The following is a 16,822-nucleotide window of genomic DNA, read 5'->3' on the forward strand; positions in this document are numbered from 1 at the left end:
CCCGCTCCTGGCCTCACCGTGTCACTGGCCGACCGAGCGGCGCTTGTTGTACACGTCGAACGCGACGGCGGCGAGCAGCACCAGGCCCTTGATGAGCAGCTGGTAGTCGCTGTCGACACCGAGGATCGACATCCCGTTGTTGAGGACACCGATGATCAGACCACCGATGATCGCGCCAGGGACCGTGCCGATGCCGCCGGTGACCGCTGCGCCTCCGATGAACACGGCCGAGATGGCGTCCAGCTCGAAGCCGGTGCCCGCGCTCGGACTGGCCAGGTTGAGCCCCGCCGTGAACACGAGACCGGCGATCGCCGAGATCACACCCATGTTCACGAACAGCAGGAACGTCACGCGCTTGGTCTTGACACCGGACAGCTGGGCCGCGGCCAGGTTGCCGCCGATCGCATAGATGTGGCGGCCGAACACCGAGCGGTTCATCACGGCCGTGTACCCGACCACGAGGGCGCCCAGGATGATCAGCACGATCGGCGTCCCGTTGTAGCTGGCGAGCAGCAGGGTGACGATCAGCACCAGCAGCACCAGGAAGACCACCTTGAGCACGAACCACCAGATCGGCTCGTCCTCGAGGTCGTACTTGCGGCGCACCAGACGCTGACGCACCGCGCTCGCGACGATCGCGATGGAGGCCAGCAGGCCCAGGATGAGCGTCAGCGGTTCGTACCCGGAGGTGCCGAAGGTGGGCAGGAAGCCGGAGCCGATCGCGCGGAACTCCTTCGGGAAGAACGAGATCTGCTGGTTGCCGAGGGCGATCTGCGCCGCACCGCGGAAGACGAGCATCCCGGCCAGCGTCACGATGAACGCCGGTATGCCGAAGTAGGCGATCCAGTAGCCCTGCCAGGCGCCGACGATGGCGCCGAGCACGAGGCAGAGCACCACCGCGAGCGGCCACGGAAGGTGCCACTCCGAGATCATCACACCGGCCATCGCGCCGATGAACGCCACGACGCTGCCGACCGAGAGGTCGATGTGGCCGGCGATGATGACCATCACCATGCCGACCGCGAGGATCAGGATGTAGCTGTTCTGGACGATGAGGTTGGAGACGTTGATCGGTGCGAGCGTGATGCCCGCCGTGGTGATCTGGAAGAACAACACGATCACGATCAGGGCGATGAACAGGCCGATCTGGCGGAGCTGACCTGTCAGATAGTTGAGGGCCGTGCTGAGGGCTTTCATGCTGTGGTCTTCTCGCGTTCCTGGGTCATGAGTTGCATGAGGTATTCGGCGGTTGCCTTCTCGCGGGGGACATCCGCCGTGATGCGGCCCTCGCTCAGGGTGTAGATCCGGTCACAGATGCCGAGAAGCTCCGGCAGCTCGGACGAGATGACGATGATGCCTTTGCCCGCGTCGGCCAGCCGGTCGATGATTGTGTAGATCTCGTACTTGGCTCCGACGTCGATGCCGCGGGTCGGCTCGTCGAGGATGAGCACATCCGGGTCGGCGTACATCCACTTGGAGAGCACGACCTTCTGCTGGTTGCCGCCGGACAGCTTGCCCGTCAGGGTCGACACGCTCGGCGTCTTGATGTTCATGCTCTTGCGGTAGTCGTCCGCGACCGCGCGCTCCTTGAGCTCGTTGACGAACTTGAGCCAGTCGACCAGCTTGTCGAGCGCCGCGATCGAGATGTTGCGCTGGATGTTGTCGATCAGGTTGAGCCCGTACCGCTTTCGGTCCTCGGTGGAGTACGCGATCCCGTTGGCGATGGCCTTCGAGACGGTGCTCACCGAGATCGGCTCCCCGCGCTTGTAGACCTGGCCGCTGATGTTGACGCCGTAGCTGCGCCCGAACACGCTCATCGCCAGCTCGGTGCGCCCGGCGCCCATGAGTCCGGCGATGCCGACGATCTCGCCGGCGCGGACCATCAGGTTGGCGCCGTCGACCACCTTCCTAGCGCGGTCGAGCGGGTGGTGCACCGTCCAGTCCTCGATGCGCAGCAGCTCCTCGCCGATGTGCGGGACGTGGTCGGGGAACCTGCTCGCGACGTCGCGGCCGACCATCCCCTTGATGATGCGGTTCTCGCTCGGGTCGTCGCTGCGCATGTCCAGCGTCTCGATGGTCTGGCCGTCGCGGATGATCGTCACCTTGTCCGCGATCGCTTTGATCTCGTTGAGCTTGTGACTGATGATGATCGACGTGATGCCGTGATCCTTCAGCTGCCGGATGAGGTCGAGCAGGTGGGCGGAGTCGTCGTCGTTGAGCGCGGCGGTCGGCTCGTCCAGGATCAGGATGCGCACCTCCTTGGAGAGCGCCTTCGCGATCTCGACGAGCTGCTGCTTGCCGACCCCGATGTCCTTGATCTTGGTGATCGGGTTGTCGCGCAGGCCGACGCGTCGCAGCAGCTTGCCCGCTTCGACGTTGGTCTCGTTCCAGTCGATGAACCCGCCGCGCTGCCGCTCGTTGCCGAGGTAGATGTTCTCGGCGATCGAGAGGTACGGCGACAGTGCCAGCTCCTGGTGGATGATGACGATGCCTGCCGCCTCGGAGTCGTTGATCGACTTGAACTCGACCGGCTCTCCGTTCAGGAGGATCTCCCCGTCGAAGGTGCCGTGCGGGTACACGCCGGACAGCACCTTCATCAGCGTCGATTTGCCTGCGCCGTTCTCACCGCAGATCGCGTGGACGGTACCTTCCTCGATGGAGATCGAGACATCCTGGAGGGCTTTCACCCCCGGGAAGGTTTTCGAGATGCCCCGCATCTCGAGGATCGTGTCGGACATGGTCTCCCTTGTTTCTTCGCGAGAGGGTGGGCGCGGCTGTGGCGCCGCGCCCACCCCTGTTCATGCCCTGCGGGCTACTTCAGGTCGGATTCCTTGTAGTAACCGCTGTCGACGAGGACCTTCTGGTAGTTGTCCTTGGTCACGACGACCGGCTGGAAGAGGTAGCTCGGCACGACCTTGGTCTTGTTGTCGTAGCTCTTCGTGTCGTTGACCTCTGGCTTCTTGCCGGTGAGGATGTCGTTCGCCATCTTCGCGGCCTCGTTCGCGAGCTGGCGGGTGTCCTTGTAGATCGTCGAGTACTGGGTTCCCGCGATGATCTGCTTGACGCTCGCCACCTCGGCGTCCTGCCCGGTGATGATCGGGAGCTTCTTGCCGCCCGATCCGTAGCCCGCGCCCTCCAGCGCGCTCAGGATGCCGTCGGAGAGTCCGTCGTACGGGGACAGCACGCCCTGCACGGCCGCTCCACCGGAGTACGACTTCGCGACGAGGTCCTGCATCCTGGCCTTGGCGGTCGCCGGGTCCCAGCGCAGGATGGCGACCTGGTTGAACGCGGTCTGGCCGCTGCCGACCTTCAGGGTGCCGTCGGCGATGTACGGCTTGAGGGTGTCCATCGCGCCGTTGTAGAAGAACGTTGCGTTGTTGTCGTCCGGGCTTCCGGCGAACACCTCGATGTTGAACGGGCCCTTGGCGCCGGTCTTCTTGCCGTCTGCGTCGAGCACGCCCAGACCGGTGAGCAGCGAGTTGGCCTGATAGACGCCGACCTTGTAGTTGTCGAACGACACGTAGTAGTCGACGTTCTTGTCGCCGGTCAGGAGGCGGTCGTACGAGATCACCTTGATGCCGGCCTTGGCTGCCGCATCCAGCTGGTCGGTGAGCGAACCACCGTCGATGGATGCGATGATCAGGACCTTCGCACCCTTGGTGATCATGGTGTTGACCTGCTGCACCTGGGTCGGGATGTCGTTGTTCGCGTACTCGAGGTCGACCTTGTATCCGTTCTTCTCGAGGTCGCTCTTCACCGCGTTGCCGTCGGCGATCCAGCGCTCGGACACCTTGGTCGGCATGGCGACGCCGACCAGGGCGCCCTTGTTGTCGCTGCTTCCTGCGTCGCCTCCGGTGCCCGGCCGGCCGCCGGAGCAGGCGGCCAGCATGACGGCGACGCCGATGGCGACGGCCCCGATCGCAATTCTCTTCAATCTCACTGTGATTCCCTTCGAGCAAGGTGGTGGCCCGGGCGCCCGTCGCGCGCGGTGTCCAGCAGGACCGGGGCGGTCAGCGTTGGGGAGAGGTGAAGCTCAGCGGCGTCATGGAGCAAATCGCTTCCTCGCAATCCGTCGTCCATCTGTGCGACTCCCTCGTCATCCGCTAGGTTGGTCCCAAATATGTGACCGGTCCCAGAACGGTAAGACGTTATGCCCCTTCTCCCCCAGGCGTCAAGCATCCCGACGCAATTCGCTCACGATCCGTGTGGTCGCGCGAACAGCAGGACAGCATCCGCGCCCCCTAAGATCAGCAGCACACCGCGTGTGCAGACGGTCGCGTCGCACCGCCAGAACCCGGAGCGCGCATGACGGACAAAGTCGACGACGACTCTTCGCGCCCGCTGTCCATCCGCGACATCGCGCGGCTCGCCGGCGTCTCCCGGCAGACGGTCTCCCGGGTGCTCAACGGCGAGCGCTACATCAAGCCGTCCACCGAGGCGCAGGTGCGCAAAGTCATCGACGACCTCGCCTGGCGGCCGAACAGCGCCGCCCGCGCGCTCGCCACCTCGCGGTTCACGACCATCGGCGTCGTGGTCACGGCGCGCTCGCACTATGGGCCGTTCAGCGCGGCGGCCGCCGTCGACCAGGCCGCCAGGGCCCGCGGCTACGCCATCGTCTCTGCCACGCTCGCCCGCGAGGACGAGCAGAGCCTCGCGGCGGCCCTCGACACGTTCCTCGCCCACGGCGTGGACGGCGTGGTGATGATCGCCCCGCAGCAGCGCGCCCACGAAGCCCTGCAGCGGGTCTCCATCCGGGTGCCGTTCATCAGCCTGCAGTGGCGGGATGCCCCCGGCGAGCGCGTCGTGGCCTTCGACCAGCGGGAGGGCGCCCGCCTCGCCACTCGCCACCTGCTCGAACTGGGCCACTCGCGCATCCTGCACTTGGCGGGGCCGCAGGACTGGAACGAGGCGGAGGAGAGGATGCACGGCTTCCTCGAAGAGATGTCGGCCTGGGACATCGCACCTCCACCGCCCGCCCTCGGCGACTGGACCTCCGACCTCGGCTACGACGTCGGCCTCAAGCTGTTGCGCCCACGCGACTACACGGCGGTGTTCGCCTCCAACGACCAGATGGCCCTCGGCCTCATCCACGCGGCGGCCGACCTCGGCCTGTCCGTGCCCGGCGACCTGAGCGTGGTCGGCTTCGACGACATCCCGGAGGCCAAACACTTCAGCCCGCCGCTCACGACCGTCCGCCAGGACTTCAGCCTCCTCGGCGCGGTCGCGATCGACCTCCTGCTCGCCGAGATCGAAGGCACGAGCCCGCCGGACCGGCCGGAGTTCCCGGTGCCGGAGCTGATCGTGCGCGGAAGCACGGCGCCGCCGGGGAGGTAGGCGGGCGGGGGCTGTCAGAGCCAGAGCCGTCTGCGCTCGGCGCTGGTGCGGAGCGCGTCGACGCCGTCCAGCCGTTCCGCCAGGAGCCGGACCCGTTCCGGCGACCGCGACGATGACCGCATCCGCCGTCCGGCGGACGGCCGTGAGAGCGTCAGAAGCAGGGCGGCCAGGCGGGCGCTGAGGTGTCGGGAGATTCGGAGAGGTGCCGTTGTCATGACTCACACGATCGACGTTTCCGACACTGAGCGCGCTTGGATTGACCGTTATCGTCAATCGGTCGCGGGATCGCGCGTGATCCTTGGGACAATCACGGCATGAGCGTTTCGATCGACGTCAGCAGGATCGGCACGGAGGACTACCGGTTCTCCCCGTCCCCGCTCGCCGAGCTGGCCTCGGCGATCCACCTCCTCGTCGAGCCAGCCCACCATCCGGCCCAGCAGGGGTGGGTCGCTGCGGTGGCAGCATCCACCGAACCGCACCTGCTCGAACGGCTGATCGACGCCGACTTCCTCTGGCGCACCTCCCGCGCCGACATGTTCCTTCCCGCTCACCCCGGGGCCGAGCTCGCCGACGAACTGGATGCGGTCGACGCGCTGGACGACGAGCTCTGGGTGTCCGCATCCCTGCTGACCAGCAGTTGCGGAACCCTCCCCCTGTACCGCGAGCTCGGCTCGCCCCTCGTCGATGCGCGAGCGCGCGAGGTGGCACGCGAACGAGCGCTCGCCAGAGGACCGCGCCAGCTGGCGTTCGTCGACTTCGTGCTGTCCGACCCTCCGCGCGCCAGGACGATGATGCGGCAGCTGCTCGAAGACTGCGAATCGGCGTTCTTCGGCGAGCTGTGGCGGCGCCTCCGGCCTGCTCTGGCCGCCGACGCCCGGGTCAAGCACGACCTGCTGGCGACCGCGGGCCTGCCGCGGATGCTGGAGGTGCTCTCCCCCGCGGTGACCACCGACGAAGCGGCGACGCGCATCGTGGTCGACAAGCTGCAGGATGCCTCCACCACGGCGGGCGAGGCCGGGATCACCTTTCTTCCGAGCGTGCTCGGCCACCCCCATCTGCTCGTGGTGCACGCCCCGAAGTGGTCGCCCGTCATCCAGTACCCGGTGACCGCGGGCGATGCGTCGGCGTCGGCCACCGCCATCGACGTCATCGAGCAGCGGCTGCACGCCCTCGACAACCCCATCCGGCTGCGGCTCGCCAGGAGCCTCATCCGCGGGCCGCACACCACGGCGGACCTCGCAGAGGCGTGGCACCTGAGTGCCCCGGAGGTGTCCAGGCACCTGGCGATCCTGCGAGAGGCCGGATTCATCACGTCGACGAGACGCGGCCGCTACGTGGTGTACACGTTCGACGCGATCGTCGCCGCTCGGCTGGGGAGGGACATGATCGAGGCGCTGCTGCGCTGAGCCCGGTCAGCTCGCCAGCCGCGCGTTCGCGGCGGCGACGGCGCGGGCGACCTCGCCCAGCGGGCGCGCGTTGAGGAGCGCGAAGCAGATGACCTGCAGCGGGTAGGTCGCGGCGAAGGCTTTCGCGCGTTCCACCAGCTGCGGGTCGGCGGCCTCGGAGAGCTGCTCCCAGCCGTGCCAGTTCCCGAGCGCGGCCACATCCGCTGCCGGGTCGTCGGCGCTGGCGAGGTCCCAGTCGAGCACCCCGGAGATCCGGCCGTCCTCCCACAGGACGTTCGCGCCGGCGAGGTCGCCGTGGACGAGCACCGGCGAGACAGGGTCGAGGGCCGCGAGGGCATCCGCCGCCCGCCGTGCAGGAGCCTGCGCATCCTGGGCGAGCAGGGGGATCGCCTGGTCCGTCATGACCTCGAACCACCGCGCGCCGCCCATGTATGACCGCGCGGGAGCCAGGTCGTCGCTCAGCGGATCGAGAGGCACGCCGTGGATCGCATCCAGGACGGTCCGCAGCTGCCCGGGGTCGCCGCCCCCACTGGGATGCGGGGCGCCGGGAACCCGCCGCTGCGCGACCGCGGCGATGCCGCCCAGCAGCACCGGGGCGGCCACCGAGCGCGGCACCGCGAACGGGAGGTCGGGAAGCCGGTCGACGAGCCGCTGCGTGCGCAGGAGGTCGTGCACGGAGTCCGGCGTGCGCGTCACCCGCACAGCGACGTCGCCGGAGAGGACGATCAGGTTGACCGATCCGTGGTCGATCCGCGACCACACCCGCTGGTCGACCGGCGCGCCCGCCGCACGGAGCGCCTCGGTCGCGAGCTCGTCCACGAGCGCAGCGTCTGGGCGCACGAATCCGGTTTCGACCATGCTCCGAGCCTAAGCAGTCACCCACCGGCCGCGCCTCCCCCGCACGACGGATCCGGCGCCGCGTATCCACCGCTAGCGTTGGAGGATGACCAGCGCCTCACCACGACTGCTGGCCGCGCCGGCGAGCGAATGGCACCGCCCAGCCCCGGATGCCCGTGGCCGGCGAGCGGATATCGTGCTCGCCGTCGTCATGACCGCCGCGATGATCGGCTCGGTGTTCCTCTACCAGCGCACCGGGATCTTCGGCAACTCCGACGCATGGGTCGTGAGCGTCGTCTGGGCGGTCGCGAGCGGGGCGCCGCTCGCCGTGCGGCGGCGTTGGCCGGAGGCTGTCGCGATCTGCTCGGCCGTCACGTTCTGGTGGGGAGGCGAGTTCCGGGTCGGCGAGTACCTGTTCTCGAACATCGCCCTCTTCATCGCCATCTACACGCTCGGCGCGTGGGGTCGCCGGCGCACACTGGCGACGGTGCTGCGGCTCGCCATCGTCGCCGCGATGTTCGTCTGGCTGTTCTGGAACCTGATCGTCACCGCCGGGATCAGCTCCGTGGTGCCGGAGCTGTCGCGTGAGGGGACGCTCTCCCCGTACGTGGCGTTCGGCCTCATCCAGATCATCATCAACCTGCTCTACTTCGGCGGCGCGTACTACTTCGGCGACGCCGCATACCGGTCGGCGCGCGCGAGGCACGAGCTGGAGACGCTGACCCTGGCGCTGGCGGAGGAACGCGAGCGCACCCAGCAGCAGGCGATCGCGCTCGAACGGGTGCGGATCGCCCGCGAACTGCACGACGTGGTCGCGCATCACGTGTCGGTGATGGGGGTGCAGGCGGGAGCAGCGCGGCTCGTGCTCGACCGCGACCCCGCCGCCGCCCGCTCCTCCCTGCTGAACGTCGAGTCGAGTGCGCGCACCGCCGTCGACGAGCTGCGGCTGCTGCTCGGTGCCCTGCGCGACGACCGGGCGGCGCCCGCGGACGGCGCGGCGACGACGCACGGCGTTGACCAGCTCGGCGAACTGGTCGACGACGCGGTGAGCGCCGGCCTGCCCACGCGACTGCACATCGTCGGCAGCCGCAGGCCGGTGCCGGCCACCATCGGACTCTGCGTGTACCGCGTCGCCCAGGAGGCGCTCACCAACACCAGGAAGCACGGCGGGGCGGGAGCGACCGCCGAGCTGCGGCTGCGATACACCGACGACAGCCTGGAACTGGAGGCGTCGGACACCGGGCTCGGCGCCGGACGCTCCGCCACCGCATCCGGATCGGGGATGGGGCACCTCGGGATGCGCGAACGGGTCGCGTCCGTCGGAGGCAGCATCGAGATCGGGCCGCGCAGCCGCGGCGGATACCTCGTCCGCGCGCGCTTCCCGCTGGCCGCGGAGGTGACGAGGTGAGCATCCGGGTGCTGCTCGCCGACGACCAGGAACTCGTCCGCGCCGGATTCCGGATCATCCTGCAGACGGACGAGGCGATCGAGGTGGTCGGCGAGGCGGGCGACGGCCAGAGCGCCGTGCGGCTCTGCGAAGAACTGCAGCCGGACGTGATCTGCATGGACGTGCAGATGCCCGGCATGGACGGGCTCGAGGCGACCAGGCAGATCGTCGCCAGGCCGGACCTCGCGGCCAGCGTGCTCGTGCTCACCACGTTCAACCGCGACGACTACCTGTTCACCGCGCTGCAGGCGGGCGCGAGCGGGTTCCTGCTGAAGAACTCGTCGCCGGAGGAGCTGGTCAACGCGGTGCACGTGCTCGCCAGAGGGGATGCGCTGCTGTCTCCGAACGTGACCCGCCAGGTGATCAGCCGGTTCAGTAGTGGGCAGGACGGGGTGCCGATGGGTGGAGCGACCACCGCCACCGGCACCGCGGTCGACGACCTCACCGAACGTGAGCGCGAGGTTCTCGGCCTCCTCGCCGGCGGCCTGTCCAACGCGGAGATCGCCGGGCGCCTGTACCTCGGCGAGGCCACCGTGAAGACGCATGTGTCTAAGGTGCTGCTCAAGCTGGGGCTGCGCGACCGCATCCAGGCGGTCATCTTCGCCTACGAGAACGGGCTCGCCGGGCGCTGACCCCTCCGCCGAGCGGCGGACGACGGCAGGTGGATGCGGTGCTCCCCCGCGCATCCGTAGCGTGGAATCGACCACGGAAGGGACGGCGACAATGCTGCAGATCCAGAACGTCGAGAAGCGCTACGGGGACCGCCTCGTGCTGCGCGACGTGAGCTTCACGGTGCCGCGAGCGCGCATGACCGGCTTCGTCGGAGGCAACGGCGCGGGCAAGACGACGACCATGCGCATCATCCTCGGCGTGCTCGCTTCGGACGGCGGCACGGTGCTGCTCGACGGCCAGCCGCTCACCGCGGACGACCGCCGCCGCTTCGGCTACATGCCGGAGGAGCGCGGCCTCTACCCGAAGATGAAGGTCGCGGAGCAACTCGTTTACCTGGCGCGACTGCACGGCCTCAGCGCCGCTGCCGCCTCCCGCAACACCGACGCGCTGCTCGACAGGCTCGGCCTCGGCGAGCGCTCCGGCGACCTGGTGGAGAGCCTCAGCCTCGGCAACCAGCAGCGGGCGCAGATCGCCGCCGCCCTCGTGCACGACCCCGAGGTGCTGGTGCTGGACGAGCCGTTCTCCGGCCTCGACCCCCTGGCAGTGGATGTGGTGGTCGGCGTGCTCCGCGACTACGCGGCCTCCGGTGCTCCCGTGCTGTTCAGCTCGCACCAGCTCGACATCGTCGAGCGGCTCTGCGACGAGCTCGTGATCATCGCGGACGGCGAGGTCAAGGTCTCCGGCGGAACGGACGAGCTGCGGCGCGAGCACGGCGGCGGCCGCTACGAGCTGCTCGTCTCCGGGGACGCGGGCTGGCTCCGCGGCCTCGACGGTGTCACCGTGCTCGACTTCGACGGCGGATACGCGCTGTTCGAGTCCGACGACCCGACGGCGCAGGCCGTGCTCAAGCGGGCGACGGCCGACGGCGGCGTCGTCAGCTTCGGACCCCAGAACCCCTCCCTTGCACAGATCTTCCGAGAGGCCATCGGCAAATGAGCGCATCAGCATCCACCGGCACCGCATCCACCGGCACTCCGTCCACGCGCACCACCCCGCCAGCGCCGGGGTTCACATCCGGGGTCGGGCTGGTCGCCCGCAGGGAGATCGTCACCCGACTGCGCAGCAAGTCGTTCGTCGTCTCGGCGGCCGTGCTCGTGCTGCTCGTGCTCGCCTCCGTGCTGCTCGGCGGCATCTTCGGCGGGAGCGACAGCTCCACGAAGGTCGCCGTCGTCGGGTCGGCCGAGCAGGTCGTCGGCGCGGCGGACGGCCTGGATCCGGTGCAGGTCGATTCACGCGCCGCCGGGGAGGAGCTGCTGCGCTCCGGCGACGTGTCCGCCGTGGTGGTCCCCGCCTCTGGGACGCCGCCCGTGACCGTGATCGGTCTCGACAGCGCGCCTCAGGGCGTGCTCGCCGCCCTGAGCATCCAGCCGAAGGTGGAACTGCTCGACCCGTCCGCGCAGCCCGCTGCCCTGGTCTACATCATCGCCCTCGGTTTCGGGATCGTCTTCATGATGTCCGCCGTGACCTTCGGCACGATGATCGCCCAGAGCGTCGTCGAGGAGAAGCAGACGCGCATCGTGGAGATCCTGCTGTCGACGGTGAGCGCCCGCGTGCTGCTCGCCGGCAAGGTCGTCGGGAACAGCGTCCTCGCACTCGGCCAGATCGCCGCCATCGCCATCGCGGCGATCCTCGGGATGATGGTCACCGGCCAGCAGGTGCTGCTCGGCACCGTCGGTCCCGCCGTCGCCTGGTTCGTGGTGTTCTTCGTGATCGGCTTCGTGCTGCTGGCCGCCCTCTACGCAGCGGCCGCCTCCCTCGTCTCGCGCTCGGAGGACATCGGCTCGGTGACGTCGCCGGTGATGATCCTCATCATGGTGCCGTACTTCCTGGTGATCTTCTTCAACGACAACCCCACGGTGATGGCCATCATGAGCTACGTGCCGTTCGCCGCACCGGTCGGGATGCCGGTGCGCATCTTCCTCGGAACGGCGGAATGGTGGGAGCCGATCCTGTCGCTCGTGCTGCTCGTCGCATCCACTGCCGTGGTGATCGCGCTCGGCGCCCGCGTGTACTCGAACTCGCTGCTGCGGACCGGCGCTCGCGTGAAAGTCTCGGAAGCGCTGCGCGGCTGACCGGCCTGCGAGCATACTGAGCGCATGAGTGCTGAGGATGCTGGCCGCAGGGACAACGCCGTCGTTCGGTTTCTGAAACGGAAGTGGCTGGCCATCGTCCTGGTGGTGCTGCTGATGATCGTGGCCATTCAGAACGGGGTGGGCAACGACCAGGCCACCATCTACCTGCTGTGGGCGCAGTTGCGGATGCCGACGTGGGTGCTGGTGGTGGCGGTGTTCGTGGTCGGCGGCGTGGTCGGATGGGTGCTCGCGCGCAACAGGGCGGCTCGCAAAGCCAGACGCTGACCTTGACGCGGCGCAGGTGCGCGGAGTTAGGTTGCCTGCATGGTCACTCTCATCATCGTGCTTCTGGTCGTCTGGGCTGTGCTCGCGATCCTGGGCTTCGCGATCAAGGGTCTGCTGTGGCTGGCGATCATCGGGCTCATCCTGTTCGTCATCACGGCGATCATCGGCTGGCTGAGGCGCAGCGGCAGCAAAGGCTGATTCAGCGACCGCATCCCTGAATCGGATCACCGCGGCCTGTTGGACAGGACGGGCCGCACACGGAAAAGTGGAAGCATGGCCTACCACCCCCTCCCCGAGCGCTACGACCGGATGCAGTACCGTCGCACCGGGCGCAGCGGGCTCGACCTCCCAGCTCTGTCCCTCGGTCTCTGGCACAACTTCGGCGACGACCGGCCGTTCGCGACGCAGCGGGACATCGTGCTGCGGGCGTTCGACCTCGGCATCACGCACTTCGACCTCGCCAACAACTACGGCCCGCCGTACGGCGCGGCAGAGGTGAACTTCGGGCGCATCCTGCGAGACGACCTGCGCCCGTACCGCGACGAGATCGTGGTGTCGTCGAAGGCCGGCTGGGACATGTGGCCCGGTCCGTACGGCCAGGGCGGCGGCGGCCGGAAGTACATGCTCGCGAGCCTCGACCAGTCCCTGTCGCGGCTCGGTCTCGACTACGTCGACATCTTCTACTCGCACCGCCCGGACCCGTCGACTCCGCTGGAGGAGACGATGCAGGCGCTGGACACCGCCGTCCGCTCCGGCAAGGCGCTGTACGTCGGCATCTCGTCCTACGGAGCAGAGGATGCACGCCGGGCAGCCGAGATCCTGCGCGAACTCGGAACGCCCCTGCTCATCCACCAGCCGTCGTACTCGATGCTGAACCGCTGGATCGAGAACGAGGGGCTGCTGGATGCGGCGGGCGATGCCGGCTTCGGCGTCATCGGGTTCACCGCCCTGGCGCAGGGGATGCTCACCGACAAGTACCTGAACGGCATCCCGGACGGCTCGCGCGCCGCCGCGGGCAGCTCGCTCGACGCGGACTGGCTCACCGACGACGCGGTGGCGCGCCTGCGGTCGCTCAACGAGATCGCGGCACGGCGCGGCCAGTCGCTCGCGCAGCTGGCGCTCGCCTGGGCGCTGCGCGACGAACGCGTGACGTCGCTGGTGATCGGCGCGAGCAGCGTCGCCCAGCTGGAGCAGAACGTCGGAGCGCTGGACAACCTCGCGTTCACGGATGAGGAGCTGGCCGAGATCGACGAGCTGGCCGTGGATGCGGGCGTCGACCTGTGGGCGGGCGCGCGCCGCGGGGAGCTGTAGGGGGCGGGGCGGTCGCGGCAGGCGGGCTGACCGGGTCGGTGGGCCAGGTCGGTCGACCGGGTCAGCGGCTCGGCGGCTCTGTAGGCCCGGTCAGTCGATCGGGCGGATGAGCTCCGGCCCGTCTCCGGTCACCGGCCCGACGCGGTCGAACGCCAGCGACTCCGCGACGCCGACCGCCGCGCGAACGGCCTCGTCGAGCAGCGCCTGGTCGCCGACGACGGTCGGGTCGACCCAGTGGTCCCAGAGCTCGCGCGGCAGGGGCACCGGGTTGCGGTCGTGGATGTGCTCGAGTGTGTGCACAGCATCCGCCGTGAGGATCGTGGCGGTGAGGTGCCAGCGATCAGGGTCGCCGTGCTCCTTGGCCGGGTCTGCCCACCAGGCGTACAGCCCGGCGAAACCCATCAGCTCGCCGTCCGGCAGGTGGATGAAGTACGGCGTCTTCTTCTTGGTGACGGGATCGGTCTGCCACTCGTAGTATCCGATGGCCGGCACGATCGCGCGGCGGGAGGCGACGGACGCCTTGAACATGGGCTTCTCCGCCGCGGTCTCCGCGCGGGCGTTGAAGGTGGGAACCTTGGTCTTCAGTTCTTTCGACCACGAGGGCACGAGCGACCACCTGGCCAGTTCGAGCCGTCGGACGCTCGGCTCGTCGTTCTTCTTGCTCTCCAGGAAGATCGGGATGGGATCGGTGGGCGCGATGTTCCAGCTGGGCCGCCAGTCCCGGAAGTCGCCGCCCTCGGCGACGAACTCCTGGATCATGTCGTCCGTCTCTTTGTCCATCGCGAACCGTCCGCACATACCCTGACCATACCTCCCGCCTCCGACACCCGACGAGACACCACTATCTGTCGCAAAACGCCCGGGATGCGGCACAGTTACTGGTATCTCGATCGCTGGAGGGTGTGGATAACGTGGGCGACTGGCGGAGGATCGTGGCGGCGCTGGGGAACGCGGACGCCCGGGTGGTGTTCGCGGAGGTGGTGCTGGGTGGCGGGGCTGGTGGCGCAGGCGGCCCGGCTGGTGGAGCCGGTGAGCGGGGCGCCGATGGCACGGCTGGCGCGGCAGGCGCGGGGCTGTCGCCCGCGCGGCGGCGGCGCGCGCTGGAGGCGCTGACCGCATCCGGGGTCGTGGTGGAGCGGGACGGCGCGCTGGTGGTCGACGGCGCCGTGTTCGCCGACGCCCTCCGGGATGCGCAGCAACGGGATGCGCGGGGCAGGGCTCCGCGCACCGGCGTTCAGCGGTTCCTCGACGCGGACGGACGCATCGACCGGTTCCCGGCGAACGCCGGGGAGCGGCGGGAGCTGCTGGCGCTGGTCGCCTCCGCCGTGCTCGGGGATTCCGAGGTGGTGGACGAGCGCGAGCTGTCCGAGCGGCTGCTGCGGTTCGGCGACGACCCCGCTCTGCTGCGGCGGTATCTGGTCGATTTCGGGCTCGTCGAACGCACCCGTTCCGGGTCGGAATACGCGAGAACACGGGCCTGAGAGACCCATTCGGGCGCGCCTCAGAGCGCCCGAACGCAAAGATGAGTAATAATCACCCCCATAGAGGGCTCACGCGAACCTGAAAAAACGATGTAATCTCACTTTTGTGAATAGGTGAGAAACAGTCACTTTCCGTTCGCTGAACAAGCTCGTCGGTCTCACGAGTGGGACTCACCGGTTCACGCCACCCGAAAAAGCACCAACCCGACACACGCAGGGACGACCCGTGAACCCGCATCCGCCACGTCGAGCGACCCGTTCGCTCAACCCCCTCGAACAGAGGGCCGCTCGGCGCGCGCGGAGCAACGGGACGACCCTCATCAGCGGGGCCGGCGGCGGTGAAGCCGTTCGAGACCACGGCTTTCCCCCAGCCGTCGTCGGCTCTTCGGTCGGTGCATCCATCAGCAGCGCGGGGAGGGCGCTCCGATGACCGTACTCAAGCCACGCCTGACCACCATCGGCCGTTCGGCCGCACCGACCCAGCGCCGCAGCTCTGAGCGCAGCTGGGCGCGGCAGTACCGCGCCCGCCTGTTCGTCACGGACACCGCGATCATCCTGGCATCGACGCTCTGCGCGATGTTCCTGCGCTTCGGCCTCGACGACTCCGGCACCCAGTTCGCCGGATACCGCACCGACTACTTCACGCTGTCCATGCTCATCGCGGCGACCTGGATGTTCGCCCTCTCCGTCAACCACTCGCGCGACCCGCGCGTGGTCGGCGTCGGCGTCGCGGAGTACAAGAGGGTCGTGAACGCCAGCGCGCTCACCTTCGGCCTGCTCGCCATCGTCTTCCTGGTCGCCAAGGTCGACATCGCCCGCGGCTACTTCGTGCTCGCGCTCCCGCTCGGGGTCGTCGGCGTGCTGACGTCGCGCTGGCTGTGGCGGCAGTGGCTGATCCGGCAGCGGATGTTCGACCACTACCTCTCCCGCGCCCTCGTCGTCGGAGGGTTCTCCGACGTCGACTACGTGGTGCGCCAGATCCACAGCAAGTCCGGCGCCGCCTATCACGTGGTCGGCGCATCCCTCGACACGGGCAAGCGCAAGGGCGCCAAGAAGGACGCGGCGATGAAGAAGCGCATCGCCGCCCCCGACCGCGAGGTGCCGGTGGTCTCCGACCTCGAAGGCGTCGCGGACGCCGCCGCCCGCCTGGGCGTCGACACCGTGATCGTCGCCGGCCAGTCGCTGACCGGCGGCGACTTCGTGCGCACCCTGGCCTGGAAGCTCGAGGGCACGGCCACCGAGCTGGTGCTCGCGTCGCGCCTCACCGACGTCGCCGGACCGCGCATCCACTTCCGTCCCGTCGAGGGGCTGCCGCTCATCCACGTGGAGATCCCGCAGTTCGAGGGAGGCAAGCACGTGCTCAAGCGCGCGTTCGATTTCTTCGCCTCCGGCCTCGCGCTCGCCCTGCTCTCCCCCGTCTTCCTCGCCGTCGCGCTGTTCGTGAAGTTCGACGACAACGGCCCCGTCGTGTTCTCGCAGGAGCGCGTCGGCCGCAACGGCGAGACGTTCCGGATGTTCAAGTTCCGTTCCATGTGCGTCGATGCAGAAGCGCGCCTCGCCGAACTGCAGGCGAAGAGCGACGGCAACGGCGTGCTGTTCAAGCTCAAGGACGACCCACGCGTCACGCGCGTCGGCCGCATCCTGCGCAAGTACTCGCTCGACGAGCTGCCCCAGCTCGTGAATGTCTTCCTCGGCGACATGAGCCTTGTCGGACCGCGGCCTCCGCTGCGCTCCGAGGTCGAGGGATATGAGAACCACGTCCACCGTCGCCTGTACATCAAGCCGGGACTCACCGGCATGTGGCAGGTCAACGGACGCTCCGACCTCTCCTGGGAGGAAAGCGTCCGACTCGATCTCTACTACGTGGAGAACTGGTCGCTCACCGGCGACCTGGTCATCATGTGGCGGACGGTCAAAGTGCTCACCCATCCCGTCGGCGCGTACTGACGCGCCAGGGCCTGCTCTCACAACAACCCC

Annotated in this window: 17 protein-coding genes; 11 read left to right on the top strand and 6 right to left on the bottom strand. The window is 68.6% G+C overall.

The window, feature by feature from the left end; genetic code table 11:
* Positions 1 to 21: 21 nt before the first annotated feature.
* The 3 genes from mmsB to chvE all read right to left on the bottom strand — a co-directional run bounded on the left by mmsB (position 22) and on the right by chvE (position 3,940).
* Positions 22 to 1,197, bottom strand: a complete 1,176-nt coding sequence (gene mmsB, locus ACN6M5_RS10575; RefSeq protein WP_085369049.1) for a multiple monosaccharide ABC transporter permease — start codon at positions 1,195 to 1,197, stop codon at positions 22 to 24.
* A complete protein-coding gene (gene mmsA, locus ACN6M5_RS10580) occupies positions 1,194 to 2,738 on the bottom strand; it encodes a multiple monosaccharide ABC transporter ATP-binding protein (RefSeq protein ID WP_085369050.1) in 1,545 nt (514 codons plus the stop codon). Before mmsA ends, mmsB begins: the two co-directional genes overlap by 4 nt.
* A gap of 74 nt (positions 2,739 to 2,812) precedes the next feature.
* A complete protein-coding gene (chvE, locus tag ACN6M5_RS10585; protein ID WP_281727771.1) occupies positions 2,813 to 3,940 on the bottom strand; it encodes a multiple monosaccharide ABC transporter substrate-binding protein in 1,128 nt (375 codons plus the stop codon).
* 365 nt (positions 3,941 to 4,305) lie between these two features.
* On the opposite strand from chvE, the gene ACN6M5_RS10590 reads away from it, so the two are divergent.
* The gene (locus tag ACN6M5_RS10590) at positions 4,306 to 5,334 is read left to right on the top strand and encodes a LacI family DNA-binding transcriptional regulator (protein ID WP_168690289.1); all 1,029 of its coding nucleotides are present in this window, start codon (positions 4,306 to 4,308) and stop codon (positions 5,332 to 5,334) included.
* Between the two features lie 14 nt (positions 5,335 to 5,348).
* Here the strand turns inward: ACN6M5_RS10590 and ACN6M5_RS10595 are convergent, their stop codons facing one another.
* On the bottom strand, positions 5,349 to 5,549 hold the full coding sequence (locus ACN6M5_RS10595; protein ID WP_434949619.1) for a hypothetical protein: 201 nt from the start codon (positions 5,547 to 5,549) through the stop codon (positions 5,349 to 5,351).
* Between the two features lie 99 nt (positions 5,550 to 5,648).
* On the opposite strand from ACN6M5_RS10595, the gene ACN6M5_RS10600 reads away from it, so the two are divergent.
* On the top strand, positions 5,649 to 6,740 hold the full coding sequence (locus tag ACN6M5_RS10600; RefSeq protein WP_434949621.1) for a DUF5937 family protein: 1,092 nt from the start codon (positions 5,649 to 5,651) through the stop codon (positions 6,738 to 6,740).
* Positions 6,741 to 6,746: 6 nt separating this feature from the next.
* On the opposite strand, the gene ACN6M5_RS10605 is transcribed toward ACN6M5_RS10600, so the two are convergent.
* Positions 6,747 to 7,598, bottom strand: a complete 852-nt coding sequence (locus ACN6M5_RS10605) for a phosphotransferase family protein (RefSeq protein WP_434949622.1) — start codon at positions 7,596 to 7,598, stop codon at positions 6,747 to 6,749.
* A gap of 85 nt (positions 7,599 to 7,683) precedes the next feature.
* Between ACN6M5_RS10605 and ACN6M5_RS10610 the strand changes: the two genes are divergently transcribed.
* The 7 genes from ACN6M5_RS10610 to mgrA all read left to right on the top strand — a co-directional run bounded on the left by ACN6M5_RS10610 (position 7,684) and on the right by mgrA (position 13,364).
* Complete coding sequence (locus tag ACN6M5_RS10610; protein ID WP_434949623.1) at positions 7,684 to 8,985, top strand: sensor histidine kinase; 1,302 nt, start codon at positions 7,684 to 7,686, stop codon at positions 8,983 to 8,985.
* Positions 8,982 to 9,656: a response regulator gene (locus tag ACN6M5_RS10615; RefSeq protein WP_434949625.1), complete on the top strand. Its 675-nt coding sequence runs from the start codon at positions 8,982 to 8,984 to the stop codon at positions 9,654 to 9,656. The genes ACN6M5_RS10610 and ACN6M5_RS10615 overlap by 4 nt, the downstream gene beginning before the upstream one ends.
* A 91-nt stretch (positions 9,657 to 9,747) precedes the next feature.
* Positions 9,748 to 10,632: an ABC transporter ATP-binding protein gene (locus ACN6M5_RS10620; RefSeq protein WP_434952377.1), complete on the top strand. Its 885-nt coding sequence runs from the start codon at positions 9,748 to 9,750 to the stop codon at positions 10,630 to 10,632.
* Positions 10,629 to 11,768: an ABC transporter permease gene (locus ACN6M5_RS10625; protein ID WP_434949627.1), complete on the top strand. Its 1,140-nt coding sequence runs from the start codon at positions 10,629 to 10,631 to the stop codon at positions 11,766 to 11,768. The genes ACN6M5_RS10620 and ACN6M5_RS10625 overlap by 4 nt, the downstream gene beginning before the upstream one ends.
* A 24-nt stretch (positions 11,769 to 11,792) precedes the next feature.
* Positions 11,793 to 12,053: a DUF1049 domain-containing protein gene (locus tag ACN6M5_RS10630; RefSeq protein WP_434949628.1), complete on the top strand. Its 261-nt coding sequence runs from the start codon at positions 11,793 to 11,795 to the stop codon at positions 12,051 to 12,053.
* A 39-nt stretch (positions 12,054 to 12,092) separates the two neighbouring features.
* Complete coding sequence (locus ACN6M5_RS10635; protein ID WP_168690303.1) at positions 12,093 to 12,251, top strand: hypothetical protein; 159 nt, start codon at positions 12,093 to 12,095, stop codon at positions 12,249 to 12,251.
* Positions 12,252 to 12,326: 75 nt separating this feature from the next.
* On the top strand, positions 12,327 to 13,364 hold the full coding sequence (gene mgrA / locus ACN6M5_RS10640) for an L-glyceraldehyde 3-phosphate reductase (protein ID WP_434949630.1): 1,038 nt from the start codon (positions 12,327 to 12,329) through the stop codon (positions 13,362 to 13,364).
* A gap of 90 nt (positions 13,365 to 13,454) precedes the next feature.
* On the opposite strand, the gene ACN6M5_RS10645 is transcribed toward mgrA, so the two are convergent.
* A complete protein-coding gene (locus ACN6M5_RS10645) occupies positions 13,455 to 14,162 on the bottom strand; it encodes an SOS response-associated peptidase (RefSeq protein ID WP_434949632.1) in 708 nt (235 codons plus the stop codon).
* Positions 14,163 to 14,275: 113 nt separating this feature from the next.
* Between ACN6M5_RS10645 and ACN6M5_RS10650 the strand changes: the two genes are divergently transcribed.
* Both ACN6M5_RS10650 and ACN6M5_RS10655 read left to right on the top strand, forming a co-directional pair.
* On the top strand, positions 14,276 to 14,845 hold the full coding sequence (locus tag ACN6M5_RS10650; RefSeq protein ID WP_434949634.1) for a DUF2087 domain-containing protein: 570 nt from the start codon (positions 14,276 to 14,278) through the stop codon (positions 14,843 to 14,845).
* A gap of 426 nt (positions 14,846 to 15,271) precedes the next feature.
* Positions 15,272 to 16,792 (top strand): sugar transferase, encoded by a 1,521-nt coding sequence (locus ACN6M5_RS10655; RefSeq protein ID WP_434949636.1) that lies wholly within the window; start codon positions 15,272 to 15,274, stop codon positions 16,790 to 16,792.
* Positions 16,793 to 16,822 lie beyond the last annotated feature (30 nt).

This window comes from Leifsonia araucanica, assembly GCF_051161895.1.
GTDB lineage: Bacteria > Actinomycetota > Actinomycetes > Actinomycetales > Microbacteriaceae > Leifsonia.